27 protein-coding genes and 2 pseudogenes are annotated in these 26,867 nt (G+C 68.5%); 11 read left to right on the top strand and 18 right to left on the bottom strand.

The genetic code is table 11. The annotated features are described in order from the left end of the window. The 4 genes from GFH49_RS09685 to GFH49_RS09670 all read left to right on the top strand — a co-directional run. On the top strand, window positions 1-1,193 hold a 1,193-nt coding region (locus GFH49_RS09685; RefSeq protein WP_155055408.1), incomplete at its 5' end, for an FAD-dependent monooxygenase. 161 nt (window positions 1,194-1,354) lie between these two features. Next, window positions 1,355-1,822 (top strand): GNAT family N-acetyltransferase, encoded by a 468-nt coding sequence (locus GFH49_RS09680; RefSeq protein WP_155055407.1) that lies wholly within the window; start codon window positions 1,355-1,357, stop codon window positions 1,820-1,822. 70 nt (window positions 1,823-1,892) lie between these two features. After that, window positions 1,893-2,342: a nucleoside deaminase gene (locus GFH49_RS09675; RefSeq protein WP_155055406.1), complete on the top strand. Its 450-nt coding sequence runs from the start codon at window positions 1,893-1,895 to the stop codon at window positions 2,340-2,342. Beyond that, window positions 2,323-3,312 (top strand): isopenicillin N synthase family dioxygenase, encoded by a 990-nt coding sequence (locus GFH49_RS09670; protein WP_155055405.1) that lies wholly within the window; start codon window positions 2,323-2,325, stop codon window positions 3,310-3,312. Before GFH49_RS09675 ends, GFH49_RS09670 begins: the two co-directional genes overlap by 20 nt. A 22-nt stretch (window positions 3,313-3,334) precedes the next feature. Here the strand turns inward: GFH49_RS09670 and GFH49_RS09665 are convergent, their stop codons facing one another. From GFH49_RS09665 to hemL, 9 genes are all read right to left on the bottom strand, one after another. Continuing rightward, window positions 3,335-3,739: an SRPBCC domain-containing protein gene (locus GFH49_RS09665; protein WP_155055404.1), complete on the bottom strand. Its 405-nt coding sequence runs from the start codon at window positions 3,737-3,739 to the stop codon at window positions 3,335-3,337. Window positions 3,740-3,777: 38 nt separating this feature from the next. Continuing rightward, window positions 3,778-4,806 carry a CU044_5270 family protein gene (locus tag GFH49_RS09660; RefSeq protein ID WP_196217910.1) on the bottom strand — a complete coding sequence of 343 codons (1,029 nt, stop codon included), beginning with the start codon at window positions 4,804-4,806 and terminating at the stop codon, window positions 3,778-3,780. Continuing rightward, a complete protein-coding gene (locus GFH49_RS09655; RefSeq protein WP_230396218.1) occupies window positions 4,803-5,408 on the bottom strand; it encodes an RNA polymerase sigma factor in 606 nt (201 codons plus the stop codon). The genes GFH49_RS09660 and GFH49_RS09655 overlap by 4 nt, the downstream gene beginning before the upstream one ends. 76 nt (window positions 5,409-5,484) lie before the next feature. Next, the gene (gene ccsB, locus GFH49_RS09650) at window positions 5,485-6,594 is read right to left on the bottom strand and encodes a c-type cytochrome biogenesis protein CcsB (RefSeq protein ID WP_155055402.1); all 1,110 of its coding nucleotides are present in this window, start codon (window positions 6,592-6,594) and stop codon (window positions 5,485-5,487) included. 84 nt (window positions 6,595-6,678) lie between these two features. Beyond that, a complete protein-coding gene (resB, locus tag GFH49_RS09645; protein ID WP_155055401.1) occupies window positions 6,679-8,577 on the bottom strand; it encodes a cytochrome c biogenesis protein ResB in 1,899 nt (632 codons plus the stop codon). Window positions 8,578-8,580: 3 nt separating this feature from the next. Continuing rightward, entirely contained in the window at window positions 8,581-9,351 is a 771-nt protein-coding gene (locus GFH49_RS09640) for a cytochrome c biogenesis CcdA family protein (protein WP_155055400.1), read from the bottom strand. Window position 9,352: 1 nt separating this feature from the next. After that, window positions 9,353-9,943, bottom strand: coding sequence for a TlpA family protein disulfide reductase (locus tag GFH49_RS09635; protein ID WP_155055399.1), 591 nt, complete (start codon window positions 9,941-9,943; stop codon window positions 9,353-9,355). A 266-nt stretch (window positions 9,944-10,209) separates the two neighbouring features. Continuing rightward, window positions 10,210-10,890, bottom strand: coding sequence for a histidine phosphatase family protein (locus tag GFH49_RS09630; RefSeq protein ID WP_155055398.1), 681 nt, complete (start codon window positions 10,888-10,890; stop codon window positions 10,210-10,212). Continuing rightward, window positions 10,887-12,203: a glutamate-1-semialdehyde 2,1-aminomutase gene (gene hemL, locus GFH49_RS09625; RefSeq protein ID WP_155055397.1), complete on the bottom strand. Its 1,317-nt coding sequence runs from the start codon at window positions 12,201-12,203 to the stop codon at window positions 10,887-10,889. The genes GFH49_RS09630 and hemL overlap by 4 nt, the downstream gene beginning before the upstream one ends. Window positions 12,204-12,793: 590 nt before the next feature. Here hemL and GFH49_RS09615 point away from each other — a divergent pair. Further along, the gene (locus GFH49_RS09615; protein ID WP_067057744.1) at window positions 12,794-13,231 is read left to right on the top strand and encodes a hypothetical protein; all 438 of its coding nucleotides are present in this window, start codon (window positions 12,794-12,796) and stop codon (window positions 13,229-13,231) included. A gap of 131 nt (window positions 13,232-13,362) precedes the next feature. On the opposite strand, the gene GFH49_RS09610 is transcribed toward GFH49_RS09615, so the two are convergent. Genes GFH49_RS09610 through GFH49_RS09600 form a run of 3 tightly spaced genes read right to left on the bottom strand, consistent with a single transcriptional unit; the run spans window position 13,363 to window position 15,616 of the window. Beyond that, window positions 13,363-13,923: a flavoprotein gene (locus GFH49_RS09610; protein ID WP_155055395.1), complete on the bottom strand. Its 561-nt coding sequence runs from the start codon at window positions 13,921-13,923 to the stop codon at window positions 13,363-13,365. 13 nt (window positions 13,924-13,936) lie between these two features. Further along, window positions 13,937-15,133: a helix-turn-helix transcriptional regulator gene (locus tag GFH49_RS09605; protein WP_230396217.1), complete on the bottom strand. Its 1,197-nt coding sequence runs from the start codon at window positions 15,131-15,133 to the stop codon at window positions 13,937-13,939. 6 nt (window positions 15,134-15,139) lie between these two features. Next, entirely contained in the window at window positions 15,140-15,616 is a 477-nt protein-coding gene (locus GFH49_RS09600; protein ID WP_155055394.1) for an NUDIX hydrolase, read from the bottom strand. A gap of 168 nt (window positions 15,617-15,784) precedes the next feature. Between GFH49_RS09600 and GFH49_RS09595 the strand changes: the two genes are divergently transcribed. The 4 genes and pseudogenes from GFH49_RS09595 to GFH49_RS09580 form a co-directional block, all read left to right on the top strand. Beyond that, the gene (locus tag GFH49_RS09595; RefSeq protein WP_155055393.1) at window positions 15,785-16,474 is read left to right on the top strand and encodes a TauD/TfdA family dioxygenase; all 690 of its coding nucleotides are present in this window, start codon (window positions 15,785-15,787) and stop codon (window positions 16,472-16,474) included. A 10-nt stretch (window positions 16,475-16,484) separates the two neighbouring features. After that, window positions 16,485-16,883: a phosphotransferase gene (locus tag GFH49_RS09590; protein WP_155055392.1), complete on the top strand. Its 399-nt coding sequence runs from the start codon at window positions 16,485-16,487 to the stop codon at window positions 16,881-16,883. Between the two features lie 64 nt (window positions 16,884-16,947). Next, the gene (locus GFH49_RS09585; protein WP_155055391.1) at window positions 16,948-17,184 is read left to right on the top strand and encodes a hypothetical protein; all 237 of its coding nucleotides are present in this window, start codon (window positions 16,948-16,950) and stop codon (window positions 17,182-17,184) included. Between the two features lie 58 nt (window positions 17,185-17,242). Next, window positions 17,243-20,377, top strand: a pseudogene (locus tag GFH49_RS09580) (type ISP restriction/modification enzyme); the annotation flags it as partial. Between the two features lie 155 nt (window positions 20,378-20,532). On the opposite strand, the gene tgmC reads toward GFH49_RS09580, so the two are convergent. From tgmC to GFH49_RS09555, 5 genes and pseudogenes are all read right to left on the bottom strand, one after another. Further along, window positions 20,533-21,912, bottom strand: a complete 1,380-nt coding sequence (gene tgmC, locus GFH49_RS09575) for an ATP-grasp peptide maturase system methyltransferase (RefSeq protein ID WP_230396216.1) — start codon at window positions 21,910-21,912, stop codon at window positions 20,533-20,535. Continuing rightward, window positions 21,902-22,874: pseudogene (gene tgmB, locus GFH49_RS09570) on the bottom strand (ATP-grasp ribosomal peptide maturase). Before tgmB ends, tgmC begins: the two are co-directional and overlap by 11 nt. After that, entirely contained in the window at window positions 22,871-23,173 is a 303-nt protein-coding gene (gene tgmA, locus GFH49_RS09565) for a putative ATP-grasp-modified RiPP (RefSeq protein WP_155055389.1), read from the bottom strand. The pseudogene tgmB and the gene tgmA overlap by 4 nt, the downstream one beginning before the upstream one ends. 235 nt (window positions 23,174-23,408) lie before the next feature. After that, window positions 23,409-23,657: a hypothetical protein gene (locus GFH49_RS09560; protein WP_230396215.1), complete on the bottom strand. Its 249-nt coding sequence runs from the start codon at window positions 23,655-23,657 to the stop codon at window positions 23,409-23,411. Further along, window positions 23,651-24,067: an ATP-binding protein gene (locus GFH49_RS09555; protein WP_155055410.1), complete on the bottom strand. Its 417-nt coding sequence runs from the start codon at window positions 24,065-24,067 to the stop codon at window positions 23,651-23,653. The genes GFH49_RS09560 and GFH49_RS09555 overlap by 7 nt, the downstream gene beginning before the upstream one ends. 253 nt (window positions 24,068-24,320) lie before the next feature. Here GFH49_RS09555 and GFH49_RS09550 point away from each other — a divergent pair, with 253 nt between their 5' ends. Both GFH49_RS09550 and GFH49_RS09545 read left to right on the top strand, forming a co-directional pair. Continuing rightward, entirely contained in the window at window positions 24,321-25,574 is a 1,254-nt protein-coding gene (locus tag GFH49_RS09550) for a helix-turn-helix domain-containing protein (RefSeq protein ID WP_155055388.1), read from the top strand. Continuing rightward, complete coding sequence (locus tag GFH49_RS09545; RefSeq protein ID WP_155055387.1) at window positions 25,559-26,083, top strand: GNAT family N-acetyltransferase; 525 nt, start codon at window positions 25,559-25,561, stop codon at window positions 26,081-26,083. Before GFH49_RS09550 ends, GFH49_RS09545 begins: the two co-directional genes overlap by 16 nt. Before the next feature lie 13 nt (window positions 26,084-26,096). Here GFH49_RS09545 and GFH49_RS09540 read toward each other — a convergent pair whose 3' ends face one another. Beyond that, window positions 26,097-26,786, bottom strand: coding sequence for a YdcF family protein (locus tag GFH49_RS09540; RefSeq protein WP_155055386.1), 690 nt, complete (start codon window positions 26,784-26,786; stop codon window positions 26,097-26,099). Window positions 26,787-26,867: the final 81 nt, after the last annotated feature.

Below are 26,867 nucleotides of genomic sequence, written 5' to 3'. Positions count from 1 at the left end.
CCCTCAGGGCCTCCGGCGCGCAGATCGACCTCCGGGCGCAGGGCGTCGACGTCGTCAAGCGCATGGGACTGCTCGATGCGGTCGAAGCCCGACAGGTGCACGAGGCCGGCTTCGAGATGATCGACAGCGAAGGCCGGGTGAAGGCGCGCATGATGCCGAACACGTCCGGCCGCGGGACCGCGTCCATCACCTCCGAGTACGAGATCATGCGCGCGGACTTCCTGCGCATCCTCTACGACGCCGCGAAGGACAGGGCGGAGTTCAGGTTCGACACGATGATCGAGCGCTTCGAGCAGGACGACGAGCACGTCAAGGTCCACTTCGCCGACGGCTCCTCCGAAACGTTCGACCTGCTGGTCGGCGCGGACGGCCAGGGGTCGCGCATCCGCAGGGCCATCCTGCCTCCCGGCGCCCCGGACCCGTACCGGCGATCGGGCGTGAACGTGGCCTACTGGATCGTCCCCCGCGACGAGTCCGACAGCGATATCGCCACGATGTACAACGCCCCCGGCGGCCGACTCGTCATCCGTCGCAGCCACAGCGAGACCGAGACCCAGATCTACTTCTTCCTCAGGGACAATTCCCCCGAGGCCCGAGCGATCCACAGGAAGCCCGTCGACGAGCAGAAGCGGTTCTATGCGGACAAGCTGCGAGGCGCCGGCTGGCAGACCGATCGCTTCCTCCACGCCCTTGAGTCCAGCGACAACTTCTACTCCCAGGAGGTCGTCCAGATCGTCGCGGAGCGCTGGCACCAGGGCCGCGTCGTCCTCGTGGGGGACGCCGCGCACGGCCTGCCCCCGGCGGGCTGGGGAGTCACGTCGAGCCTCATCGGCTCCTACATCATGGCCAACGAGCTGGAGCGCAACGCCGAGAAGCCGTCGACCGCCTTCGGCAGCTACGAGACCGCGATGCGCCCGTTCATCAAGTCCAAGGAGCCCGCCAGCTTCCGCTCCATGCGAATCCTGCTCCCCAGCTCCCGTCTGGGAATCCGTCTGTTCCACTCCCTCGGCCAGGTCGCGCGAACCGTCATCCTCACCATCTCCAAGCTGAGGGCGAGGCTCTCGACGTCGACCAGCCGGGACCGGAAGAGGGGCGACTGGGCGCTGCCCGACTACGACGGCCTGCCCTCCCCTGCCGCGGATCGGCCGACGACACAGAACCCGCTCCGCCGAGGCGGACCCGGGAATCCGTGACCGATCCGGCACGCCGCCGGCCAGGGGCACGACGTGGAACGGGTCCATTGCCGGGCCGCGTCCGGCAGTTCCTCGGCGGCGGCCTCTGACCGGCTGACTGACAGACCGGTAGCAGAATCAGACGGTCCGTACCCGCCCGCCGTCTCCCTCACAATGCGCACATGCAGAGCAGCAGCGACATCACGATCCGCCCGGCCGGCCCTCAGGACCTGGAAGCCGTCGCCGGGCTCCGCTGGCAGTGGATTCTTGAGGGCGGCCAGGCACTCGACATCCAACGCGGGGATTTCATAAGGCACTTCACTGTCTGGGCCCGCGAGAACACCACATCGCACACATGCACCGTCCTGGTCCGCGACGGCACGGTCATCGGCATGGCCTGGCTGGCCGTGCTCCCCCGCGTGCCGACTCCGCGCGCGCTCAACCGGGCCTCAGGTGATCTGCAATGCGTGTACGTCGTGCCGGAGGAGCGGAACAGCGGGCTGGGCGCCCGGCTTCTCGACGCGGTGCTGGACCGTGCCCGCGCGCTGGGGCTCGAACGGGTCACCGTGCACTCCAGCCCGCGCGCGATCCCCGCCTACGCCCGCCGCGGCTTCGAGAACTCCCCCCGTCTGCTGCACACCCGCCCGTGATCCCCGGTCACAGTCGGCCCCCGGCCTTCCGCCCGTTGCCCCGGTGTCTCCGGGCCAGCAGAGTGGACGTATGGATCAGGCACAGGCACACACCTGGCTCACCACGGCGACCGAGGAGGCCCGCGCCGGGCTCACCGAGGGCGGCATCCCGATCGGCGCCGCGCTCTACGGTGCCGACGGCACGCTCCTCGGCCGCGGCCGCAATCGGCGGGTGCAGGACGGCGACCCGGCCATGCACGCGGAGACGGCCGCTTTCCGCGCCGCGGGACGGCAGCGGTCGTATCGCGGGACGACGATGGTGACGACGCTGTCGCCGTGCTGGTACTGCTCCGGGCTGGTCCGGCAGTTCGGCATCTCACGGGTGGTGATCGGTGAGGCGGTCACCTTTCACGGCGGCCACGACTGGCTGGCCGAGCACGGCGTCGAGATCGTGCTCCTGGACGATCCGGAGTGCGTCGGGATGATGCGCGACTTCATCAAGAACAATCCCGCCCTGTGGAATGAGGACATCGGTGACTGAGCCCCGTATCCCCACGATTGTCCCGACGATCGACCTGAAGCCGTGGTTCGACGGCGACCCGCGGGTCCGGGCGCGGATCGCCCGGACCGTCGACGAGGCGTTGCAGACCGCCGGGTTCCTGCTCGTCACCGGGCACGGTGTGGACCCGGCGCTGCCCTCCCGGATCCGGGAGGCCGCGAGGGCGTTCTTCGCGCTGCCGGCCGAGGTCAAGCAGCCGTACGCCGCGAAGGTCGGCGGACGCGGCTGGCTCGGGCCGGGGGCGGAGGCCAACGGGTACTCGGAGGGCACCCGGACCCCGCCGGACCTGAAGGAGTCGCTGACCTTCGCGACGCACGAGCCCTTCGAGGACCCGGTGGTCAACGCGGAGTGGTACGCGCCGAACGTATGGCCCCGGGAGGTTCTCGAACTCCGGGGACTGTGCGAGGAGTACCTTGCGCGGATGGCCGACCTGGAGAGGGCGCTCCTCTCCCTCCTCGGTGAGGCTCTCGGGCTCGAACCCGACTTCTTCTCCCGGCACATGGACCATCCGACGTACGGCTTCAACATCAACTGGTATCCGGGGACCGAGGTCGTCGGCGAGCCCGAGCCGGGTCAGTTCCGCATCGGCCCGCACACCGACTTCGGCACGGTCACGATCCTCGACCGGCAGGCGGGCAAGGGCGGACTGCAGGTCTACACGGACGACGGCGGCTGGCGGGACGCCCCCTTCGACGCGGACGCGTTCACCGTCAACATCGGTGATCTGATGGCCCGCTGGACCGGCGACCGCTGGCGCTCCGGCCGCCACCGCGTCCTCCCGCCGCCCGCCGACGCGCCCGCCGAGGAGCTGATGTCCCTCGTCTACTTCGGCGAGTGCACCCCGGGCACGCTCGTGGAGTCCGTACCGGCGCCGGTGGGGCGGGTGGCGTACGCGCCGGTCGACTCGCATGTGTATCTGCGTCAGAAGCTCGACTCGATCTCGGTCGGCTGACCGTCACCGGGTCACCGGCCGGTCACCGACCGCTCTCCAGGCTGTCGATCAGCCGCTCGAACCGCGCCCGCCACCGCTCCTCCGACTCCTGCTCCCCCCGGAACTCATGGGTGAAGCGGAGCGTGCTGCCCTCGTCCCCGGCGCGCTCCAGATGGAAGCGGAGGCGGCCACCGCCCTCCACCGTGTACTCGGCGATCCGCTCCACGTCCCAGGCGGTGACTCTCCCGGAACCGACGTCACGCAGGGTCACCGTGCCGCCGAGGCGGGGTTCGAGGACGTCGGCCGGGGTGAACCAGGCGGCGAGGCCGTCCGCGCTGGCCAGGGCGGGCCAGACCGTCTCCATGGGCCTCGGGAGCCGCACCAGGAGGTGGAGTATGTGCGTGCTCCCGTGGTTCTGACTGGCGCCCTGCTCGATGGAACCGGTCATGACACCAGCGTGGCCCTTCAGCAGCGCTTCCGCACGCGTTACGGGCGCTGGCCCGCCTTGTCCACGACGGCCCGGTCGAGGATCGCGCTGATGCCGCGGACCGTGCCGTCCTCGTCGATCTCCCGCTCGCCGAGGAAGGCGGACGTCGTCTCGTCGAAGATCAGCTGTACCTGCACACCGCCGCTCCGCCGGACGATCGCGACCCCTTCACGGCCCTCCGCGTCCTTGACGCCCCGGACCACGTCGACCCCCGGGATCCGGGCGGCGGCGCGGTAGAGCGCGGCGCTCACCCGGGGCGGCATCAGCGACTCCTGTATCAGATCGCCGAACAGGACGAAGGCCTCCTCGTCGCGGTCCCGGTGCTCGGCGTCGACCTGTTCACCGCTCGTCTCGTACAGCCAGTCGTACATCTCGTCCGGGTCGGTCGGCAGCCTGGCCAGGTCGCGGTAGTCGGTGGACCGCCCGCCGTCCTCGGAGGGCTCCAACTCCACGTGCCTGTTGCCGTCGATGTCCTCCTCCAGGAGCCCGGCACGCGTGCCGTCCACAGACCGCCAGATCTCCCGGACGTGCACCGGGTCGAGCTTTTCGGGGCCGCCGCCCTCCTGGCTCGTGTAGGCGATCCGGCTCTTGATGTAGACGAACTGGTCGTAGCGGACCGTGCCGTACGACTCCTCCTCCTCGGCCCCCCGTGCGGCGCCCTCCAGCACCGCCACGGCGTCCCCGGAGACGGCGGGCTCGGACGAGCCGAAGGGGGCGGCGAAAGCGGCCACCGCTACGGTCGCGACGGCGCCCGCGACCAGTACGGGGCGCAGCCATGACCTGCGCGGGGAAGCCTCGCGTTCCTGCCGGATCCCGGCCATCAGATGCTCTTTGAGGAGTCGGTGACGGCCCGGCGGAAGGTCCCTCTCCGGAAGTTCCGGAAGTTCCGGAAGGCCCGTAAGTTCCGGAAGTCCCGGAAATTCCTGAAGTCCCCGATGTTCGGGGAGCTCCGGGCGTTCGGGAAGTTCCTGAAGTCCCGTATGTTCGGGAAGTTCCGGACCTTCGGGAAGTTCGGGAAGCTGGCTCATCGGTTTCCCTCCCTGATGGGCCCGACCGCCGTGGTGCGGTCACCTGTCATCTGTCCGCGCGAGCAAGGCGGTTCCATGTATTTCGCCAGCTTCGACCGCGCCCGCGAGAGCCGGGATCGTACGGTCCCGACGGGCACCCCGAGCGCCTCGGCCGCCGCCTCGTAGCTCAGCCCCGACCACACGCACAGCGCCAGCACTTCCCGCTCGGCCCGCCGCAGCTTCGCCAACGCGGTCCGTACGACGGCCAGTTGCGTCGCGTCGTCCAGCCGGCCCGCGACGTCGTCGGCGAAGTCCCGTACCGTCTCGGCGGGTGGCAGGCGGGCGACGGCCGCCGCGTGTCTTCGGGCGGTGCGGCGGGTGTTGCGGGCGACGTTGGTGGCGATGCCGAGCAACCACGGGCGCAGCGAGCCGCCCTCCTCGTCGAGCCGCTCGCGCAGCCGCCAGGCGTCCAGGAAGGTCAGCGAGACGACGTCCTCGGCCGTGCTCCACTCCCCCGTGAGCCGGAAGGCATGGTTATACACGGAGCGCGCGTACGCGTCGAAGAGGTCACCGAAGGCGTCGTGATCCCCCGCGCGGATGCGTTTCCGCAGATTCGTCTCCACGCCTTTCACCTGTCCGCACGACGAAGGCCGGTTCCCGTGATCCAGGTCACGGGAACCGGCCTTCACCGCAAGGGACTTACACGCCCGCGTAGGAGTGCTTGCCGGAGACGAAGATGTTGACGCCGTAGTAGTTGAACAGCCAGCAGCCGAAGGCGAGGAGGGCCAGGTAGGCGGCCTTGCGGCCCTTCCAGCCGGCCGTGGCGCGGGCGTGCAGGTAGCAGGCGTAGGCGACCCAGGTGATGAAGGACCAGGTCTCCTTGGGGTCCCAGCCCCAGTAGCGGCCCCAGGCGTCGCCCGCCCAGATGGCGCCCGCGATGATCGTGAACGTCCAGAGCGGGAAGACGGCCGCGTTGACGCGGTACGAGAACTTGTCGAGGGAGGCCGATGCGGGCAGCCGCTCCAGCACGGAGGTCGCGAAGCGGCCGGGCGTGCCGCCGGTGGCGAGCTTGTTCTCGTAGGAGTCCTTGAAGAGGTACAGGATCGTGGAGACCGCGCCGACGTAGAACACCGCGCCGCAGAAGATCGCCGTCGAGACGTGGATGTACAGCCAGTACGAGTGGAGGGCGGGAACCAGCTGGTCGCTGGCGGTGTACAAGACGGTGACGGCCAGGCCGAGATCGAGGAGGACCGTGGTGATCAGGAAGAGTCCCAGCCAGCGGATGTTCTTCTTCAGCGCGAGCAGTGTGAGGTACACACCGACGGCGACCGTCGAGAAGGTGATGTTGAACTCGTACATGTTGCCCCACGGCGCCCGCTGCACCGACAGGGCCCGGCTGAGCACACCGCCGAACTCGATGAGGAAGGCGAGGACGGTGAGGGAGATGGCGATACGCCCGTAGAGGTCGCCCTGCTCGTCCCCGCCGTGCGCCCCCGGCCCGTCGGGCACATCCCGCGCACCGGCCGCGGCCCGCACGACGACCTTCGGCCGCTCCAGTACGGCGGTCCCTCCCGCCGTCTTCACCGTGACGGCCGGAGCTTTCGCCGTGGTCTTCTTGGCGGCCTTCTCGGCGGTCAGTGCGGCGGCGGTCCGGCCGACCTTGCTGCGGCTGCCGAGCAGCCATTCGGCGATGTAGGCGAAGAAGGCCAGCGTGTAGACGGCCATCGCGGAGTAGATCAGCGTGTTGCTGAGGTTCGCGAGGTTTTCGTTGTTCGCGGCGGCGAGATCGGTTGCGGCGGCGAGAGACACCTCAGCACTCCTTCGGGTGGGTATCCCGGCGACTTGCGGTCGGGCGGTGAGGTCGGCAGGAAGGATTCATTTCTCGGCCTGGATTCATTTCTCGGCCCCTTCGGCAGATACGGCGGAGGAGTCGGACACACCGTCCGGCTCCGTCCCCGTGTCATCGGGCGTCCCCGTGTCGTCGGGCGTCTCCGTGTCGTCAGGCGGCCCGGTGTCGTCGGGCGCCCCCGTGTCGTCGAGTGCCCCCGTGTCGTCGCGCGCCTCCGTGTCGTCGCGCGCCCCCTGGGCTTGGTCGTAGAGCGCCCCCGCGAGATCGCCGAGTTCCTCCGGCACCTTCGCGGACTCGCTGCGGCCCAGGCCTGCCATCTCGACGACCGTGATGCCATCGGCACCCCGCACCGCCCGCACCCACACCCGGCGGCGCTGGATGAACAGGGAGGCGGCGAGACCGAAGATCGCGGTGATGGCGCCGGCGAGGGCCCAGCCGCTGGCGGGCTGCTCGGTGATCTGGAAGTTGGCCCACTCCCTGGTGCCCTCGTAGGTGACCGTGCCGGCGCCGTCCGGGAGCGTCATGGTCTCGCCGGGCTTCAGGTTCTCCCGCATCTGTGCGCCCGAGGAGTCCTTGAACTCCTTCATGTGCGACTTGTCGAGCTGGTACACGCTCTGCGGGATGCCCGAGTTGACGCCGAGGTCGCCGTGGTAGGGCTCCAGGTTCAGTACCGGGTTCAGCAGGGCCGGGAAGGTGGAGGAGACCTCGTTGCCCTCGGCGTAGGTCGGCAGGAAGAAGGCCTGGAAGCCGAGTTGTTCGCTGACGCCTTCGGCGTTCTTGTAGCCGTCGTAGACCTTGATCACGCCGGAGGAGGTGACGTTGGAGTCGAGCGGCAGCAGGGGCACGGCATCGCTGTAGACGACGTCGCCCTTGCCGTCCCGGACGGTGACGACGGGGGCGTAGCCGTGGGCGGTGAGGTAGACCTTCGAGTCGCCGATCTCCAGCGGCTCGTTGACCTTGACCCTGGTCTTCTTGTCCTTGCCGTAGGCGCCCTCGCTGTAGGTGATGTCCGCCTGGTAGACGCGCGGTGTGCCCCTGTTGGGGCCCGAGGCCTCGTAGGTGCCGTGGAAGTCGTTCAGGGTGAAGCTGAACGGCGCGAGGCCGTCGGTGTCGAAGAGGGTGCCGGACTTGAAGTCGTCGTACTGGGTGAGGGTGTTGGAGAAGCCGTCGCCCTCGACGACCAGCTTGTTGCCCTCCATCTTGAACAACTGGCCGACGGCGAAGGCGACCAGCATCACGATCAGGGCGATATGGAAGGCGAGGTTGCCGACCTCACGCAGATAGCCCTTCTCGGCGGCGACGGCGTCACCGGCGAGATGGGCGCGGAAGCGCCGCTTCTTCAGCAGGGCGAGCGCGGCCTCGCGGACCTGCTCCGGCTCCGCCTCGGTGCGCCAGGTCGTGTACGCGGGCAGCCGGGTCAGCCGGCTCGGCGCGCGCGGCGGACGGCTGCGCAGCTGACCGACGAACTGCCAGGTGCGGGGCACGATGCAGCCGATGAGGGAGACGAACAGCAGGATGTAGATCGCGGAGAACCACACCGAGCTGTAGACGTGGAAGAGGCCGAGCCTGTCGTAGACCGGCGCGAGGATGTCGTGCCGGTCGCGGAAGTCGGCGACCTTGGTGGCGTCGGTTCCGGACTGCGGGATCAGCGAGCCGGGGATCGCGCCGAGCGCCAGCAGCAGCAGGAGCAGCAGGGCGACCCGCATGGAGGTGAGCTGGCGCCAGAACCAGCGGGCCCAGCCGATGACGCCCATGGAGGGCAGGTTCGGCAGCTCCTCCTTGGGGGCGGTGGAGAGCTGGGAGCCGGCGGCACCCAGGTCCTGGTCCTCGGCGGTGGGCGGGCCGTGGTCCTCGGCGGTGGGCGGGCCGTGGTCCTCGGCGGTGGGCGGGCGCTGGTCCTCGGCGGCGGCCGGGGTCGCGTCGGAGGCGGTCGTCTTGCTCATCGATCAGATCCCCACAGTGAAGCCGTTGGACCAGTTCTGCATCTCCGACACGAGACTGTCCCAGGCGCCGGTCAGCAGCAGCAGACCGGTCACGATCATCATGGTGCCGCCGGTCCGCATCACCCACACATAGTGGCGCTTGACCCAGCCGAAGGCACCGAGCGCCTTGCGGAAGGCGACCGCGGTGAGCACGAAGGGCAGGCCGAGGCCGAGACAGTAGGCGACGGTCAGTATGGCGCCGCGCCCGGCGCTGCCCTGCTGCGAGGACAGGGTCAGTACGGAGGCGAGGGTCGGGCCGATGCACGGCGTCCAGCCGATGCCGAACAGCGCGCCGAGGAAGGGGGCGCCGACGAGCCCGGCCACGGGACGCTGGTGGAAGCGGAATTCACGCTGGGTCATCCATGGCATCAGGCCCATGAAGAAGACGCCCATGAGGATCATGAGCACGCCCAGCACCTTGGACAGCACGCTCTTGTTGTCCTGCAGCGTGTCGCCGAAGTACCCGAAGAGGGCGCCGCTGGAGACGAACACGGCGGTGAAGCCCAGCACGAACAGCGAGGCGCCCGCGACCATCCGCCCGCGCCGGGCCTCGGCCAGATCGGTGCCGGCGACGCCGGTGACGTAGGACAGATAGCCGGGGACGAGCGGCAGGACGCACGGTGAGAAGAAGGAGACGAGGCCGCCGAGCAGCGCGATCGGCAGGGCGATCAGCAGGGCGCCGTTGAGCACCGTGCCGTTGTAGCCGGTCGCGGCCAGCGTGGACACCCCGGTCACGTCACTTCTCCGCGAGGACCGGGGTGAGCATCTTGCGCAGGTTGTCCTCGCTGAGTGCGGCCAGCGAGCGGGCGGCGATCTTGCCGTCCCGGTCGAGGACGAGCGTGGAGGGGATCGCCTGCGGGTTGAGCGTGCCCCTCTCGAACCGGAGCATCAGCTTGCCGGTCGGGTCGTACAGGCTGGGGTAGGTGATGCCCTGCTCCTTCTCGAAGGCCAGGGCGTTCTTGGTGCTGGTGTCACGGGTGTTGATGCCGACGAACTGCACACCCTGGTCCTTGACGTCCTGGTAGACCTTCTCGAAACCGGGTGCCTCGGCACGGCAGGGGGCGCACCATGAGCCCCAGACGTTCAGCACGACGACCTTGCCCTTGTACGAGGCGACGTCGAGCTGCTTGCCGTCGATGGTGTCGCCGGACAGATCGGGGGCCGCGGCCCGTTCGCCCTGACCGACGGTCGCGACGCCGTCCTCACCCATGACGAAGTTGGTGTTGCCGCCCCCGCCGGAGGTCCCTCCGGAGCCGCAGGCGGACAGCAGCAATGCGGCGACGGCGGCACCGGTGAGGGTGAGGGGGGCGCGGCTGGCGGCACTCATGTGAAAAGTTTCGCATGTCCGTTCCGGGGATCTTGCGCACCCCCCTTCTGGGCGGAAACCCCCATTTCAGAGCTGCTTCCACCGGCATCCCGGCACAAACGCAACAACGGCGCGACAACCGCCCTGAGGGGCGCGGGGAACCGCGCGACCAGCCCCCGCCAACCGGCACCCGAACACCACCCGGCAACCACCGGCAGCCACCGGCAGCCACCGGCAAGCTCCCGCACCCCCGCACCCCCGCAACCTCCCCGGCAACCCGCGGAGCGCTACGCGCCGAAGGCCTTGTCCTTCCCCTTGACCGGCTTCGCCCCCGCCAGCAGATGCGGCGGCACAAGATCCCGCGCCGGCTCCGAGTACCCGACGGAGACGATCCGGTTCCCCTGGTACGTGAAGGACGTCAGCGACGCCAGCGTGCACTGCCGCTTGCGCGGGTCGTGCCACAGCCGCCGCCGCTCGACGTACGACCGTACGATCCAGATCGGCAGCTGATGACTGACCAGCACGGCCTCATGCCCACGCGCGGCGTCCTTCGCGGCGTCCAGCGCCCCCATCATCCGTACGACCTGTTCGACGTAGGGCTCGCCCCAGGACGGCTTGAACGGGTTGACGAGGTGCTTCCAGTTCTCGGGCCGCCGCAGCGCCCCGTCGCCCACGCCGAAGGTCCTGCCCTGGAAGACGTTGTCGGCCTCGATGAGCCGCTCGTCGGTCACGAGATCCAGGCCGTGCGCCTTGGCGATCGGCGTGGCCGTCTCCTGCGCGCGCTCCAGCGGGGAGGAGCAGACGTACACGATGTCGCGGGCGGCAAGGTGCTCGGCGACCCGGTCGGCCATCTGCCGCCCCAGCTCCGACAGGTGGTACCCGGGCAGCCGCCCGTACAGCACCCCCTCCGGGTTGGCGACCTCGCCGTGCCGCATGACGTGTACGACAGTGATGTCCGGGTTGCTCATGCCTGGGCCTCCGCCGCTGCTCGGGCCGCCGCCGGGAGGGCGTCGGCGATCCTCTGCACGGCACGTTCGTCGTGGGCCGTGGACACGAACCAGGACTCGAAGGACGACGGCGGCAGATAGACGCCGTTCGCCAGCATCGAGTGGAAGAACGCGGTGAAGCGGAAGGACTCCTGCTTCCTGGCGCCCTCGTAGTCACGCACCGCACGGTCCGTGAAGAAGACGGAGAACATGTTGGAGGCGGTCTGCAGCCGGTGCGCGACGCCTTCCTTGCTGAGCGCCTCGGTGACCAGGGCCTGGATCCGCGCCGAGACGGCGTCGACGGTGTCGTACGCGGCGTCGTCGAGGAGGCGCAGCTGGGCGAGTCCGGCGGCGGTGGCGATCGGGTTCCCGGAGAGGGTGCCGGCCTGGTAGACGGGCCCGGCGGGCGCGAGGTGCGCCATCACGTCCTCCCGCCCGCCGAACGCGGCGGCGGGGAAGCCACCGCCCATGACCTTGCCGAAGGTCATCAGGTCGGGCCGGACGCCGTCGATGCCGTACCAGCCGGCCTTGCTGGTCCTGAAGCCGGTCATGACCTCGTCGGAGATGTAGAGCGCGCCGTTCTCACGACAGGCGTCCTTCAGTCCCTGGTTGAAGCCGGGCAGCGGCGGTACGACGCCCATGTTGCCCGGCGAGGCCTCGGTGATCAGGCAGGCGATCTCGCCGGGGTGCCGGTGGAAGGCCTCCTGCACGGCTTCGAGGTCGTTGTACGGCAGCACGATGGTGTCGCCGGCCTGGGCGCCGGTGACGCCGGGGGTGTCGGGCAGGGCGAAGGTGGCCACGCCACTCCCGGCGGCGGCGAGGAGCGAGTCGACGTGACCGTGGTAACACCCGGCGAACTTGATCACCTTGGTGCGCCGGGTGAACCCGCGGGCCAGCCGGATGGCGGACATGGTGGCCTCGGTGCCGGAGGACACGAGCCGCACCTGCTCCAGCGGCTCGATCCGGGCGACCATCTCCTCGGCCAGCGCGACCTCGCCCTCCCCGGGCGTACCGAAGGACGTACCGCGCAGGACGGCGTCCTGGACGGCGGCGATGACCTCGGGGTGGGAGTGCCCGAGGATCATCGGTCCCCAGGAACAGACCAGGTCGACGTAGTCGCGCCCGTCGGCGTCGGTGAGATAGGGCCCGCGGCCGGACACCATGAAACGGGGTGTCCCGCCCACCGCCCGGAAGGCGCGCACCGGCGAGTTCACGCCGCCGGGCGTGACGGCCGCCGCACGGTCGAACAGAGCCTGCGAGACAGGCGCATCGTATGAATATGGCAGTTCACTCATGTCCTGCGACTTCTCCGACCTTCTCCGATTTCCTGGGCTTCTTGGACTCCCGGTTGCCGACGCTTTGCCGACCGGACCCCGGTGACCTCCTCAGGGTAGGCGGCGGGAGAAGCGGACGTGGTCCCGCACCCGTCTCCCCGTCTGCGAAACTGAGACCTGATACACACAGCTCATACGGGGATCCCGTACGTATGTCATATGGGACCTCTCACCGGCCATGCTGTGGCGAAGCTTGTTCAGGGGCTGCGAAGATCCTGCGGACAGGTGTTTCAGCGCACGTTTCGGCGGGCGGCCGTGGGGGAGGTCACTGACACGATGATCGGGTTGCGCGGCGGGGGCCACGCGTCCTAGAAAAGCAGTCGGGTGGAGATATGCATCGCGGTGGCGGACTGGGCGAGGGGACTGATGATCTGGGTCCTCGACGTGCCCGGCGGGGAAGGCACCGACGCGAGGCGGAGGAAGCGGCTGAATCACGTCAGGCACAGAGTGGAGCTGACTCACGTCAGGCACAGGGCGGACAGGAGCCCGAGCGGCACGATCCCGGCCAGCGGGTCGAGCGGTTGCGGGCGGGGAGCAGGAATGGTGGTCGGGTGGGGGTGACGTACAAGTACTTCGGCGCACCCGACGGCGCGACCGCGGCCCGCGTCCCGATCTCGATGCGCCCCGAGGAACTCGGCGGCGACGAGCTCGGTATGAACGGCATGTTCACCAAGATCAAGCCCGAGACGATGGCCGCGATGGTACTGACGGGCATCGAGGGCGTCCCCCTGCACAAGGTGCCACCCCTGGAACTGGTCGTCCTCCACCCTGACTACGCCGTCGTCAGACTCCCCATGACCGTCGTGGACCCCCTCCGCGGCATCGGCGAGGAGGCGGTCGGCGCCGCAGCCTTCATCTGGTCGACGGTGCCGGACCGGGGTGGGCCACGGGATGCGTTCAATGTGTATCAACTGCTGCACGAGTGGCAGGACTTCAGCCATCGGTTGCATGAGGCGGGGCATCAGCCGTATTGCTTGGTGTGGCCCTGAGCTGGGGTTTCGTGGGGTTCGGGCGGGGCTTTCGGGTCCCGCCCTCGTCGTGCGCGGAGGAGGGCCGTCAGGCCGCCAGGGCCCATTGAGGGCACATGGGTTTGAGCGAGGGCACTGATGTGCCCTGGGCTTCACCGGTGTCCTTGTTCTCCGCTCGCGGACAGCTTGGGCGCGAGGAGCTCCAGGGCTTCCTCCCAGCGGTAGCGGTCGGCCCCGCCCCCGGCCTTTGGCCGGTGCGGTTCGTACGAGCCGATCAGGACGCCCATCTCGCGTAGCCGTTCCAGACTCTGGCGGTACGCGGGGTGGGCGGCCTGGGCTGAGTTCAGGTACGGCAGCACGGCGACGGGGATGTCCATGGCGGGTGCTTCGCACAGGACGCCCAGGGCGAGATTGTCGGAGATCCCGGCGGCCCACTTGTTGACGGTGTTGAAGCTGGCCGGGGCGACCGCGATCGCGTCCGCGGGCCGAGTCGGGCGCGGTTCACCTGGTGACCGCCATGCCGAGCGAATGGGGCGGCCGGTCTGCGCCTCGACCGCCTCCGCGACGAGGAAGCCGAGCCCTTGTGGGGTGGCGATGACGCCGACGTCCCAGTGCAGTTCCTGTGCTGCGGTGATCAGCTTGCCGACGTCGGCGGCGATCCCAGCCGCGTAGACCACGATCTGTAGGAACGGCTTGTCGGGCTGATCACTCACGCGGACACTCCCATTAGGCGGCCATCTCGCTGCGTATCCGGTCCAGTGACTGCGAAGCGGCGGCCTGCTGAGCGGGCAGCCGTGACCCCGCAGTTCGCATGATCCGCTGCAGCTGATGGGGGAGTCGCTGCACAACGGCCTCCTGGGTAGCGGTATCGAGCGACTGGGCGGCTCCGCCCGTGTCGCTGGCGAGTAGCTGGACGTGCGCGACAGTGATCAGTTCGATGACGCGCCACTGTGGAGCCACGACAGTCGTGGGCATTGGACTGTGTTCCACCAGCCGCATGGCCAGGTCGGTGCGCCCGGTTGAGACGAGACCGCGCAGGCGGATCTCGTGGAGGGAGAAGGGGTTGAACAAGCTGGTGTGGTCGACGCGGTCGAGCAGGGCGTCAGTCTCCCGCATCACCCAGTCGAACAGTTCGCCGTTGCCCAGCCCTCCGGCGGCCCGGGCGAGCAGCGGGAATGCGGCGGCGCGGGCGTTGTCGTCGGGTGCGGTGGCGGCAGCGCGGCACAACCGCTGGACCGCCGCGCCCCGTAGGTTGGCTTTGCGCAGCTCGTTGCCGTGCATGCGCAGCACGTACGAGGTCATGCCCGGGTCCCCGAAATACTCGGCGATCTCCAGGCTCTTGGCCGTCCAGCGGGCGGCGGTGGCCAGGCGTTCCTCCGGCAGCACGTTGCCCAGGGCGACGCCGAGGCCGACGCGGGCCCTGGCGAGCAGGTGCAGGATGTCCCGCTCGGTGTGGCCGTCGTCGACGCGGGCTTCGAGCCGAGCAACGAGCGGCCACAGCTCCGAGACGGCTTCGGAGGCATGGCCGGACTGGCGGGCGATCTCGGCGAGCCGGACTGTCGACTCACCGAACTGCAGCATGGCCCAGTGGTCCGTGTCGGTTGGGTCGGTGATGCCGAGGACGTGGGGAGGCAACCGCAGAGCCTCGCAGACGCGGCGCCGGGAGCCGATGTCGTCGAGGGCGCGCTTCCCCAGTTCCAAGGCGGAGATGTAGGTCTTGTCGTAGCCGAGGAGTTCAGCGAGCGCTGTCTGGTTCAGGCCGTGCACGCGTCGGTAGAAGCGAAGGATGCCGGCCAGATCCCCTGCGGCCAGTACGAGTTGGGCCTGCGGTGTCGCCCAGTGCCACTGGGCGTGCCGGGCCGAGGGCCGGGGAAGCGGGAGCCTGCTCTCACCCGTCCGCTTCGCGATCTCGCTCCCGGCCATCGTCGGCTACACCCGCTCGTGGTCGTCCAGGGCGGCCGGGCCGTCGTGCCCGCTGCCGTACCAGGCGGCGATGGCCTGCTTGTAGCCGTCGGGCATGTTCAGTTCCGGTACCTCGTCGGCGGCGAACATGCCCAGCTGCTTGTGCTCGTGGCTGACAACAGGCGGTCGCTCGGGGGTCAGCACGGTGCAGCCGTAGGTCACGATCAGCACCCGCCGCCCCGGGATGGGCTGGTAGACCCACACGCCGCCGTCGATCAGCGGGCCGGCCTTGACCTCCCAGCCGGTCTCCTCCTCGATCTCACGCTCCAGCGCCGCCTCAGGGCTGCTGTCCGGCCGTTGTTCGCCATCGGGGCTGCCGATCTCCAGGCGGCCTCCGGGTAGCTCCCACTCATCACGCTCGTTCCGCAGCAGCAGCACGCGACCACGCGCGTCGAGCGCAACGCCCTTCACGGAGACGGGCCAGAGCGGCGGCGTGTACGTCATGACGGTCCTCGTCCTGCGGTGAGCGAGCCGGGCCTTCGGAACGTAGCACGCGCGCTTCAGCCCACCACCAGGGCGACCGAATTGTCCGAGTCGACAGTCTGTCGCTTTACCCAGACCACCACACCTCCCCACTCTGATCACACCGACCCCGATCGAAGGAGTACGGCGATGCTCGACGCCTCCGCAGGCTCCGAGACTCTCTTCGCGGACCACTACGTCAACCTCCGCGCCCCGCACGCCAACGACGTGATCGCCGCACAGCTTCGTGAGACCGGCCTGGTCACCCTCAGCGGACTGACGACCCGGCAGGAGGTCCTGGCGTTCACCTCCCGAATGTTGAAGATCACGCATCACCCGCACGGCGCCCCGGACGGCCTGACCCTGATCCACGACACCGGCAGCCATGCCCACCGCGCCGGCTTCGCAGGCTTCGGCAGCGGCGAACTGCAAGCCCACACCGAACGGTCGGGCACCCCCGCGCCACCACGCCTGATCCTCCTGGTCTGTCTGCAGCCAGCGTCCGCGGGCGGTGAGACCCTCCTCGCCGACGGACGCGAAGTCCACGCCCGCCTCATGGGCGAGAACCGAGACGCAGCAGTCGCGCTCTGCCAGCCCAGGACCGCCTACTTCGGCGCGGGTACCGGTCACGCCACCCAGATCTTCACCGTCCAGGCCGACGGAAGGATCTCCATACGGCTGCGTCAGGACGGTCTGGCCCGATGGAGCCCCATCGTCCAGCCCTACCTCCCCGCGCTCCGCAGCGCCATCGCCACCAGCCAGCACCGCCTCCTGCTCCAGCCCCGTCCTGCGCACGGAACTGGATCCGTCAACCGCGTGGTGGGACTCCCTCCGCACTGACCTGGAATACGTGAGCAGCATCCACACGGACCGCGTGGCCGTCCGGCAGGAGTGGGTCGACCGCAGCGTCCCCCGCTTCCTCAACATGCCCGGCCCTCGGATCACGGACTGGACGACGGCCCACGGAGACCTGCACACCGCCAACCTCACCAATACCACCCCCTGCCTTCTCGACTGGGAAGGCTTCGGCCTGGCACCAGCCGGCTACGACGCAGCCATGCTGCTGGCGTACTCCCTGCTCGTCCCCGCCTTCGCCCAGCGGGTCCGCGATACGTTTTCCGTACTCAAGACAGAGTCCGGACGCGTCACACAGATCATCGTCATCACCGAGCTACTGCAGTCGGCCTCGCGCGGGGACCATCCCGAACTCGTCCCAGCGCTCCGCGCCCTGGCCGCAGAACTACCTTGAGCAGGCCGGAGTTGTTCGTCAACTCGTAGAGAGATGGCCCGTACTCTCCCCACCCGGGCGGATCGTGCTGGTCGTCGGCACCCAGATCAACGGCACCCCGCACGTCGGCACCTCGCTCGTGCAGTCCCTGGCCTTCGCCATGGCCGCCCGCCTGCGTGACTGCTTCGGCATCCAGGTCCCTCATCCGCGAAGGCCGCGCCCCATTGTCGGAGCGGGCGCGGCCGACTGGATGCTCGACACCCGGCAATGGCCCGGCACTGTAACCGAGGTGCCGTTGAGTGGCCCTCTCGACGATGAGTGATGTTGTGTTTACCGTGGGTTGAGGCGGATGCGGGAGCGTGCTGGCCTCGGGGGGCGGGATGCAACGCAGGGACGGGTTCCGGCGGATCGTCAGCGAGTTCGGGGCGACGTGCAAGCAGGCGTTACTGCACGGGCAGAAGGAAGCCGCGATACGCCGAGCGGTAGAAACTCTTCTCGTCGACGCGGCAGGGGTATTGGGGCTGCGGGCCGTCCTGCATGCCGAGGTGGCCATAACCGCGCACCGGATACGCCCCGACCTGGCAGTGCGAATCGGAAAGTTACCTCGCAACATCGTCGGCTACGTCGAACTGAAGAGCCCCGACAAGAGCGTGATCCACCCTGGTGGCCTGAACCAGCGCGACCGCCGTCAGTGGGAAGGCATGGCGAAACTGCCCAACCTGATCTACACCAACGGTCAGACGTGGATCATGTACCGCTCCGGTCGGCAGTACGGCGAAGCCATCCACCTCGAGGGTGATCTGCGCAGCGCCGGCTATCGCTTACGGTTGCCGGTCGCCGCTGAAGCCCCCTTTGAAGCGATGCTGGCCGCGTTCTTCGGCTGGCAACCACAGCCACTGACGTCGATGCGGGAGGTGGTCGCCCAGGTGGCCCCGCTGTGCACTCTCCTGCGTGATGCCGTCCACGACCGCCTCGACGCCGAAGCCAGCCTCCGCCGCCACCAGCGCCCCTTCACCGACCTGGCCTCCACCCTCGAAGTCGATCTCTTCCCGACCACGGACGACCGGGACAAACGGGCGGCCTTCGCCGACCGCTACGCCCAGTCCGTCACCTTCGCACTCCTGCTCGCCAGCTCCGACACCGCCGATGGCTACGACAGCGCACTGGCGGGGATGAGCCTGCATGAGGTCGGTCGGCGCCTGGGGGCGGAGCACTCCGTCATGGGTCGCGCTCTGCAGATCCTTACCGACCAGGTCGAGGGAGAATTCCGCGACAGCCTCGACATGCTCGTCCGCGTCATCGACGCTATCGACTGGAGGAGTGCCCTGGCCGGCGAACCCGGCTTCCACATCCATCTCTACGAGCACTTCCTGCAGGAGTACGACGCCGACCTGCGCAAGGACTCCGGCACCTACTACACCCCGGCCCCGCTGGTGACGGAGATGATCCGCCTTGTCGACGAGGTGCTGGCCGCCACACTGGATTGCCCGGACGGCTTCGCCGACCCCGGTGTGTCCATCATCGACCCGGCCATGGGCACCGGCACCTTCCTTACCGGCATCATCGACCTCGTCGCCCGCAAGCAGACCGAGGGCGGCAACGAAGGCTTCCGCGCCGAATCCGTACAAGAACTCGCCGGCCGACTGATCGGGTTCGAGAAACAGATGGGCGCCTTCGCCGTCGCTCAGATGCGCGTCGGGCAGATGCTGCGCCACCTCAATGCCCGGGTCCGGCTGCGCGACATGCGCCTGCACTTGGCCGACACCCTCGCCGACCCTTGGCGGCCCAGCGAACTCTTCGACCGCTACGGCGCCTTGTGGGGACCCCTACGTGATGACGCCGAAGCAGCCAGCACCATCCAGCGCGACGAGCGCATCACCGTGGTCATCGGCAACCCTCCCCACCGTGAGCAGGCAGAAGGCCAAGGCGGGTGGATCGAGAAGGGCTCGCAGGGCCGCGGCGCCCCGCCCCTGGACGACTTCCGGCTACGCGGTGCGGCAGGCGTGTACGAGAACAAACTCAAGAGCCTGTGTACCTACTTCTGGCGCTGGGCCACCCACAAAGTCTTCGACCAGCACGACGACCACCGCCACGGCGTCGTCTGCTTCGTCAGCACCGGCGGATTCATCCGCGGCCCTGGCTTCCAGGGCATGCGCTCCTACTTGCGGCGCACTTGCACCGAGGGCTGGGTCATCGATCTCACGCCCGAAACCAAAAGACCCCCGCTCAACAGCCGCTTCTTCCCCGGTGTGCAGCAGGAGTTAGCGATCGCCATCTTCGTTCGTCGGCAAGGTGATCGGCGAGACGAACTGGCCCCCGTCCACTACACGGCCGTTCATGGCACCCGGCAGGACAAGGAACAGCAACTGCACGACCTGCACATCAACGGTCCCGGCTGGCGCACCTCCCGGCCCGTCAAACCCGCCCCCTTCACACCCGCCTCCCACAGCGGCTGGGACACCTTCCCCGCCCTCACCGACCTCATGCCGTGGTGCAAACCAGGCATCAAACCCAACCGGAACTGGGTCATCAGCCCGTCCAAATCCATCCTTCGTCGACGCTGGAACCGCCTCATCCAAGAACGCGACCCCGCCACAAAACATGCGCTGTTCAAAGAGACCGGCGACCGCACTCTGGACAAAGAAGCCCTCCAGATCCCCGGTCATCCCCACCCACCAACCCTTCTCCGCGACGAACGAGGCCCCTGTCCTGCTCCGATACGCATCGCCCGCAGGGCCTTGGACCGCCAGTGGCTCATACCCGACGGCCGCGTCATCGACCGCTCCCGCCCCGAGCTGTGGCAAGCCGACATCGACGGCCAGGTCTTCGTCGTCGAACAGCACACCCAACGCCTTCAGACCGGCCCGGCGCTGCTCTTCACCGCCCTCATTCCCGACAATGACTACTTCAAAGGAAACGGTGGCCGCGTCCTGCCGCTCCTGCATGCCGACCACGCCCCCAACATCACCCCAGGACTGTTACCCCACCTCGCCAACTCCTACGGCCTCCAAGAAGTCCTCCCCGAGGACCTGCTCGCCTACATCGCCGCCGTCACAGCCCACCCCGCCTTCACCGAGCGCTATGCGGAGGACCTCAACTCCCTTGGCGTACACGTCCCCTTAACCGCCGATTCCGGCCTATGGCACGAGGCCATCAACCTGGGACGCCACATCTTGTGGGCTTCCACCTTCGGCACGCGGTGCATCAATCCGGACAACGGCCGCCCGGCAGGAACACCAAACTGGTGGAGACGCATACACCCCGAGATCAAGTACGCCCGAGAAGTCGCGCCCGACACGCTCCCTTCTACCATCACCTACGACAGCGAACACGGGCACCTGATCATCGAAGGGGGCATCTTCACCGGCGTCACGCCACGCATGCGCAACTACACCACCGGCGGGCGCAACGTACTCGACAGTTGGCTTGCTTACCGCAGCAACCGCGCCTCCGGCAAAATCACCAGCGAACTCGACCGCGAGCGTCCCGAGCACTGGGAGCACGACTGGAGCCGGGAACTCGTCGAAATCCTTGCCGTACTCAGCCACCTCACCGCCCTGGAACCACAGCAGGCAGAGCTACTCGACCGCATCGTCGTCGCCCCCCTGATCGACGTCGCTGAACTCACCCGACGCCGCGTCCTCCCAGTACCCGAGCGCGCCAAGGACGCTCACACCGGCCCGGACCACGCATTCCTACCCGGCATGGAAACAGTCGATGGCCAACCGCCAGGACCCGTCGACCGCCTGTCCCTCCCGGACGACTCCCCGGGTACCGCACTGCCCAAGCCGCACTCACCTGTGCGACCCGGTTCACACACTCGACGGCGTCGGGGCCCGGCCTGATCGGTGGCGCCGACGGCCAGTTCGTGTTCCGCGCTGCATTCACCGCGGCTCCCTTGCCAGGGGCCACATCTCGTTCTGCGGTCGGCCTCAACATGAGGGTGAAAAGGACCAGGAAGATAACAGCTGCTGTCTGGGGGCATAGTGGAGATCGAGGCATTGGTGGTCTCGCGGGGGCCGCCCTGCCTGACCTGCCAGCCGCCGTCCGTGGGAGCGAGGACGGCGAAGGAATCGGTAACACTGTCCAGCAGAAACGTGCTGACCGGGCCGCCATCGACCGCCATCGAGAAGAAACGGGCGTCCGGCGCCGCGAGCTGCGCCATGAACCCCGCCCCGGAGTTGGTGAGAAGCTCTGGCCCGCGTACGGCTTTCCGTACCGTCCCGTCGTCGGGGCCCGGCACGATGCCGAGGCTCTCCGGTGCGTCCTGCTGGCGGGCGATCATGAAGCTCGGGTCGTCCTCGCTGAACCAGCCGCTCGCGCTGTCACCGGTGACGATGAGTTTGACCAGGCCGAGGGAGCGCATCCAGCCGCGAAGAGTGGTGAGGATGAGGCCGCCCGGGCGGACCTGCTCCAGCCAGGCGGGCGGGATGCTGCGGAAGCCGCACGTGGCGATCAGCCGGTCGTACGGGGCTCCGTCGGGGTGGCCGACGCAGCCGTCCCCCACCAGCAGGGCGGGGGTATGACCGGCCCCCGTGAGAGCGTGGCCAGCTCGTCGAGCCACGCCCTCGTCCGTCTCGATCGAGGTCACGCTCTCGCTGCCGAGCCGGTGGCACATCAGTGCTGTCGAGTAACCGGTTCCGGTTCCGATCTCCAGCACCTTCATGCCGTCCTGCACATCCAGGTCTTCGAGCATCCGGACCACGAGGCTCGGCAACGTCGACGACGAGGTCGGGATCGCATTGCTGATCGGCTTCGGGTCGGCCCAGTCGATGTCCCGGCCGTCGAACTGGGTCATCCATGTCTCGTCGGTGTAGACGAGCCGTAGCCACTCCTCCTTACCGACCGTCTCCGGTGTGACCGGCTCCCAGGTGGTGACGCCCGGGGCGTGGCTCTCCCGGTAGAAACGCGGGATGAATCTGTGGCGGGGCACGGCCTCCACGGCGGCCCGCCACTGCGGCGAGCGCAGCCAGCCGTCCTTCTCCAGTTGTCGGGCGAGCCGGCGCCGGAGATCGGCTGCCGCCGTCTCGATGTCGGTTTCACTGGCCACGGAGTCCTCCTTCCAGGAGATCGGCGAGTGCGGCAGTCATCGGCAGACCGGTCGGCGGCTCCATCCATGCCCACTGCCCGGAAGGATTGCACTCGATGAAGATCCACTCACCGCGGTCGGTCAGAGCGAAGTCGAAGGCCCCGAAGACGAGCCCGAAGTGCTTCAGATAGGCACGCATCGACCGCTCCACCGCGGGTGGCGCGGCAAGCGGCGTGTATGTGTGAGTGCCGTAGTCCGTACGCCAGTCGAGGAGACCGGAGTCGATCCGCACGGCGAAGATCTGCTCGCCGATCACAGTCACCCGGATATCGGCAACCTTGCGCACCCGCTTCTGGAAGAGGTGCATGGTGCCGGACACGGAATCGTCGACCTCGTCGACGGTCACCTCGGTCACGGGGACGGTCTGGGCCTTGCCGTCGACCAGGTAGAGCGGAACCGAGATCGGCTTGAAGATGACGGCACCTTGCGCCTTGATGAAGGCCCGCGCGTCGTCGGGAACGTTGGTGATCAACGTCGGCGGAAGCGTGAAGCCGGCCGCCCCGGCTGCCGCGAGCCCGGCTGGCTTGTACTCGGCTTCTCCAGGTGCGATTGGGATGGTTGACGTAAAGGCAGCCGGGCAGCGAGGTCAGGATGCCTCCGAGCCCGTAGCGCGCCTGGGCGACGGCGAACCGTTCGTCCTGCTTGTCGAGGTGGGGGAAGGCAAACCCGGAGGGCCGCCGGTAGTACACGGAACGCACCGCGCCCAGGTCGGCACGTCGGCTCGGGGTCTGCACGCTTCCCCGCCAGCTGTGGGTGCCGCCGATGGCGGCCGAGCACGACAGGGTGGCGGGGAAGTCACCGGAGTCGAACCGCACGACCGGGACGCCCCGGTCGTGCAGCTCGGCGATCACGAAGTCCGCGGTCGGGTCGTCGAGGTTGGTGACGACCAGGACCAGACGATCGTCGTTCGTCACCAGAGTCACTGGTCGGTGTCGTTCCCCGCGTCGCTGTCCGGGGAGTCGCTGTTGCGGTCGCCCTGGCCCGTGGTGCCGGTCGCGGGATTCGTACCGGAGGATGTGCCGTGGCCCGGGGACATGGCGGGCGCCCCGGAAGTGTCGAAGTACCGGGCGGTCTGCGTCTTCGGATCCAGCGTCACCGTCGCGTAGACGGGGCCCTCGACGGGCGGGTACGGGGCGATGCGACGGAGACCCCACGGGGCCGCCGTCAGATGCCCCTGCGGCAGCGGGCTGCCCGTGGGGAATCGATCCATGTGGTTGAACACGGTCTTCCTTCCTGTCAGAAGTTCTGTCCTTCGCCTGACTTGCTCACCCGCACGGCATCGAGGAACACGATCCTGCTTGTGCGGGAGTCTCAGGGGCGCCGGGAAGAAGAGGCGCCGGGGCCTACGTCGAAACCGGACCGGGATTCCGCAATCCGTCCAGGACTCGTTGAAGGAGGCTGATGTCCGGTGCGCGGGCCTCGACTGCCAGTCGGCCGTCGCCGTACCAGCGGCTGAGCTACTGCCGCCACGCGATCTCGGCACGTTGCATCTCCGCGCGGATCTCGCCGAGAGCCAGTCCCGACTCGACGCGCAGCCGCACAAGGTCGGCGGGAGTTATCCGGACCGACTCTGGGACAGCAACCGCGCTGGCCTCGTCAGACGGACGCGTCGGGCCGAAGGCCCGCTGCACGCACGCGTCCGGGAACGGGTAGCCGACCAGTTCCTCCGAGGGCAGGAGTCGTAAGGAGATACGCGAGATCAGCATGCGGCCGGCACCCGCAGCTCTGCCCAGACGAGCTTGCCCCAACGATGCAGGTCGTAGCCCCACCGCCAGCTCAGCGACTCGACCAGGAGCAGACCACGGCCGCCCTCCGAGTCACCTTCAGGACAGCCCGGTTCCGGGGTGTCTCGGCACTTGTCGGCAACGCCGATCCGAATCACTTCGGCCGTCTCGCGCCGAATCATCACACGGACCACGCGACAGGGCGTGTGGCTGACGGCGTTGCTGATCAGCTCCGAAACGATCAGAGTGCCTACCTCGGCCAACTCGCCTATACCCCAGGTGTCCAGAGCCGCGGAGACAAGCAGGCGTGCGCGGCGCGCGGATTCCGGCTCGCACGGCACCGTCTCGGTGTAGCCCGGAACACCGGTCGCGGTTGGTTTGGCGGCGGTCATGGTCACGGGGTCATCCCTCCGAGGCTGGGACGCCCGCCCCGCGACGGGTGCGCAGGGGCGGGCCTTCCTCCACGCCATCGAGAGGCAGGACGGGGAATCTCGCCCGCTCAACGGCTGGTACCGAGTCAACGGCCCTTGGCCGACGGCGAACAGGAAATGTCGCGCCCCGCCGTGCCTCCGCGAACCGGAAGACTTTACGCTCCGGTGACCTCGGGTCTGGTTCGGCCAGTGACCACAGGGCTACGGTCGGTCCATGGGAGCGAACGCCATCCTCAAGAGTCGGATGGAGGAACTCGGGCTCACCCAGGAAGAATTGGCTGGTCGGATGAACTCTGCGCTGGCAGAGATCACCGGCAGGCCCGGTGACGTCTCCGACCGCACAATCCGCAACCTCCTCAACGGAACCTCCCGCCGCCCCATCGGACGCACGTGTGCAGCCCTGGAGCGGGTGTTCGGTTGTCCCGTCGAGGACTTAGGGTTCAGCGCACCACGCACCATGCAACACCCGCAGGAGGACCCCGTGCGGCGTCGCACATTCCTCACCTCAGCGACCGGAAGCGCAGCTGCCGCCGTTCCCTTGGTTGCGCAACGCCGGACCGTCGGCATGTCGGACGTGGCCCGGGTCGCTGCCGGGATGAACGCCCTTGTCGATGCCGACGACCGCCAGGGCGGACACACGGCACTGGAGAAGGCCGCCGCCCAGGGCCGCACCAGGGTGCTGGAACTACAGCAGCGCAACGCCGGCGAACGCGTCCGCCGAGCCCTGTACGCACTGGCCGCCGAGTACACCACCATCGCCGCCTGGTCCTGCATCGACGCCCGCAATCTCGACCAGGCCCAGAGCTACCTGAACGAATCAGCGACGTACGCCGGCCTCTCCCAGGACGGACCCACCGAAATGCGGGTCTGGGTCAACCTCTCGATGCTCGCCTACCAGCGGCAGAACTGGCCCGAAGCCCTCGCAGCGGCCCAGGCCGCGCAAGCCTCCTCAGCGGCTCGCCGAGACCCGTTCTTCGACTCGCTGGGCCGAGTCCGCGTCGCCCTCGCGTACGCGGCTCTCGGTGACGGCCGTGCGGGCCTGCGTTCACTGGGATCAGCCCAGGACACTTTCACCAGGGTGGCCGACCGAGAGCGTCCGCGCTGGACCGCCTTCTACGGGCAGGCCGAACTTGACCACCTCGCCGCAATCGTCCAGTTCAACAGCGGACGCCACCCTCATGCCGAAGCCATGGCTCACCGCGCGCTGGCCAGGATCCCGACCGCCTTCCGGCGCAACAAGGCCCTCGCGACCGCCCAGCTCGCCCTCGCACAGCTCCACCAGGGAGAGGCCGAACAGGCCACGGCCTCAGCCACCGACGTCTTCACCATCATGGATGGCGACCCATTGCCCGGCCGTATGCGCACGCTCATGGGCGACTTCCACCGGGGCCTGTTCGTCATGGCTCCCTCCGCCTCCTACGCACGAGACTGGGCAGACCGCATGCGAACCGAATGGAGCCGAGCGTGACCGACCTGCGACACTTCCAGCACGGAAACCTCCCCGAGGTCTTCCGGCAGATGCTCATCGACGTACACGCCGACGCCTACGCCGACCAGATGGACGACCCCTTCCACCAGCGCTTCGCCTGGTTCGTCGACCACTGGACCGGCATGGACGGCTTCTCCTGCGTGGTGGCGTACGACGAAGACGAACCGGTCGGCTTCGCCTACGGCGCCCCGCTCGCCCCCGGCCGCGAATGGTGGCGCTCCACCCCGTACGAGCCGAACAACGGCTACTCCTCCACCTACGCCGTGTCCGAGGTGATGGTGCGCCCGGGCTGGCGAAAGCAGGGAATCGCCGACCGCTTGCACGAGGCGCTACTCAAGGAACGCACGGAAGACCTCGCCGTGCTGCTGGTCGACGTCACACACCCCAAGGTCCAAGCGCTCTACGAGACATGGGGATACGCCAGAGTCGGCGAGCAGCAACCGTTCGCCGACTCACCGGTGTACGCAGTCATGGTCAAAGACCTTTAGGACTGAGTCGCCGTCAGCCAGTGACGAGACGGCTGTCGAACCCGGCCCGCACAAGTCGCTCGTAAGCGTCATACACATCCCCCGGTACATCCTGCTCGACGGCGAAGCCGAGCTTCGGGTACTCGATCACGCGTTGCAGGTCACCGACGAGCATGTCGACGACGAGCTTCTCGTCGCCGATGGACTTGATGTAGTCGTCCAACTCCAGCGACTCGGAGGCACACACGACCTCAGCCTCGGGCCACAGCCTGCGGCACGTCGCGTACGAGCGGCGTTCCATGTACGGCTTGGAGATCAGCAGCAGCGACTCGACCGCGATGCCGACCTCGGCCAGCAGCTCGCGGGAGAAAGTGACGTTCTGGCCTGTGTTGGCCGCCTTGGGCTCGACCAGGATCGCCTCGTCCGGCACGCCCAGACTCAGGGCGTGCTCGCGGTAGTGGACGGCCTCACCGCGCGGGAAGCGGGCCCGGGTGGTGGGGCTGTTGCCCCCGCTGAACACCACGACCGGGAAGAGGCCAGCGCGGTAGAGGTCGGCGGCCGTGGTGACCACTCCGAGGTCGTGGCTGCCCAGGCCGATCGCCGCCGAGCAGGGCCGCTGCTCGTGGCCCATCTGGTGGTAGTTCCAGATCAGCGTCGCGTCATGGAACTGCTCGTCGGTGATCTGACGCTGCTGGTGCTCCGGCACTGGCACTCCCTGACTCATCCCTGCTGGCCCTTTCCGATGCCCTCGATCCTGCGCAGTTGGTGGCTCAGCCCGTACTGGCAGCCCCTTGGAGGGCCACCG

Origin of the sequence: Streptomyces blattellae (assembly GCF_009709555.1) — a bacterium.
Classification (GTDB): Bacteria; Actinomycetota; Actinomycetes; order Streptomycetales; family Streptomycetaceae; genus Streptomyces; species Streptomyces blattellae.
Note: the sequence above shows the minus strand (reverse complement) of the source record. Positions and strands in the feature narration are given on the sequence as shown.

Coding starts and splice junctions, on each gene's coding strand:
- GFH49_RS09680 (WP_155055407.1), top strand. CDS start 1,355: ATGCAGAGCAGCAGCGACATCACGATCCGCCCGGCCGGCCCTCAGGAC.
- GFH49_RS09675 (WP_155055406.1), top strand. CDS start 1,893: ATGGATCAGGCACAGGCACACACCTGGCTCACCACGGCGACCGAGGAG.
- GFH49_RS09670 (WP_155055405.1), top strand. CDS start 2,323: ATGAGGACATCGGTGACTGAGCCCCGTATCCCCACGATTGTCCCGACG.
- GFH49_RS09665 (WP_155055404.1), bottom strand. CDS start 3,739: ATGACCGGTTCCATCGAGCAGGGCGCCAGTCAGAACCACGGGAGCACG.
- GFH49_RS09660 (WP_196217910.1), bottom strand. CDS start 4,806: ATGAGCCAGCTTCCCGAACTTCCCGAAGGTCCGGAACTTCCCGAACAT.
- resB (WP_155055401.1), bottom strand. CDS start 8,577: ATGAGCAAGACGACCGCCTCCGACGCGACCCCGGCCGCCGCCGAGGAC.
- GFH49_RS09635 (WP_155055399.1), bottom strand. CDS start 9,943: ATGAGTGCCGCCAGCCGCGCCCCCCTCACCCTCACCGGTGCCGCCGTC.
- GFH49_RS09630 (WP_155055398.1), bottom strand. CDS start 10,890: ATGAGCAACCCGGACATCACTGTCGTACACGTCATGCGGCACGGCGAG.
- hemL (WP_155055397.1), bottom strand. CDS start 12,203: ATGAGTGAACTGCCATATTCATACGATGCGCCTGTCTCGCAGGCTCTG.
- GFH49_RS09605 (WP_230396217.1), bottom strand. CDS start 15,133: ATGGCCGGGAGCGAGATCGCGAAGCGGACGGGTGAGAGCAGGCTCCCG.
- GFH49_RS09600 (WP_155055394.1), bottom strand. CDS start 15,616: ATGACGTACACGCCGCCGCTCTGGCCCGTCTCCGTGAAGGGCGTTGCG.
- GFH49_RS09595 (WP_155055393.1), top strand. CDS start 15,785: ATGCTCGACGCCTCCGCAGGCTCCGAGACTCTCTTCGCGGACCACTAC.
- GFH49_RS09560 (WP_230396215.1), bottom strand. CDS start 23,657: ATGCTGATCTCGCGTATCTCCTTACGACTCCTGCCCTCGGAGGAACTG.
- GFH49_RS09555 (WP_155055410.1), bottom strand. CDS start 24,067: ATGACCGCCGCCAAACCAACCGCGACCGGTGTTCCGGGCTACACCGAG.
- GFH49_RS09550 (WP_155055388.1), top strand. CDS start 24,321: ATGGGAGCGAACGCCATCCTCAAGAGTCGGATGGAGGAACTCGGGCTC.
- GFH49_RS09545 (WP_155055387.1), top strand. CDS start 25,559: ATGGAGCCGAGCGTGACCGACCTGCGACACTTCCAGCACGGAAACCTC.
- GFH49_RS09540 (WP_155055386.1), bottom strand. CDS start 26,786: ATGAGTCAGGGAGTGCCAGTGCCGGAGCACCAGCAGCGTCAGATCACC.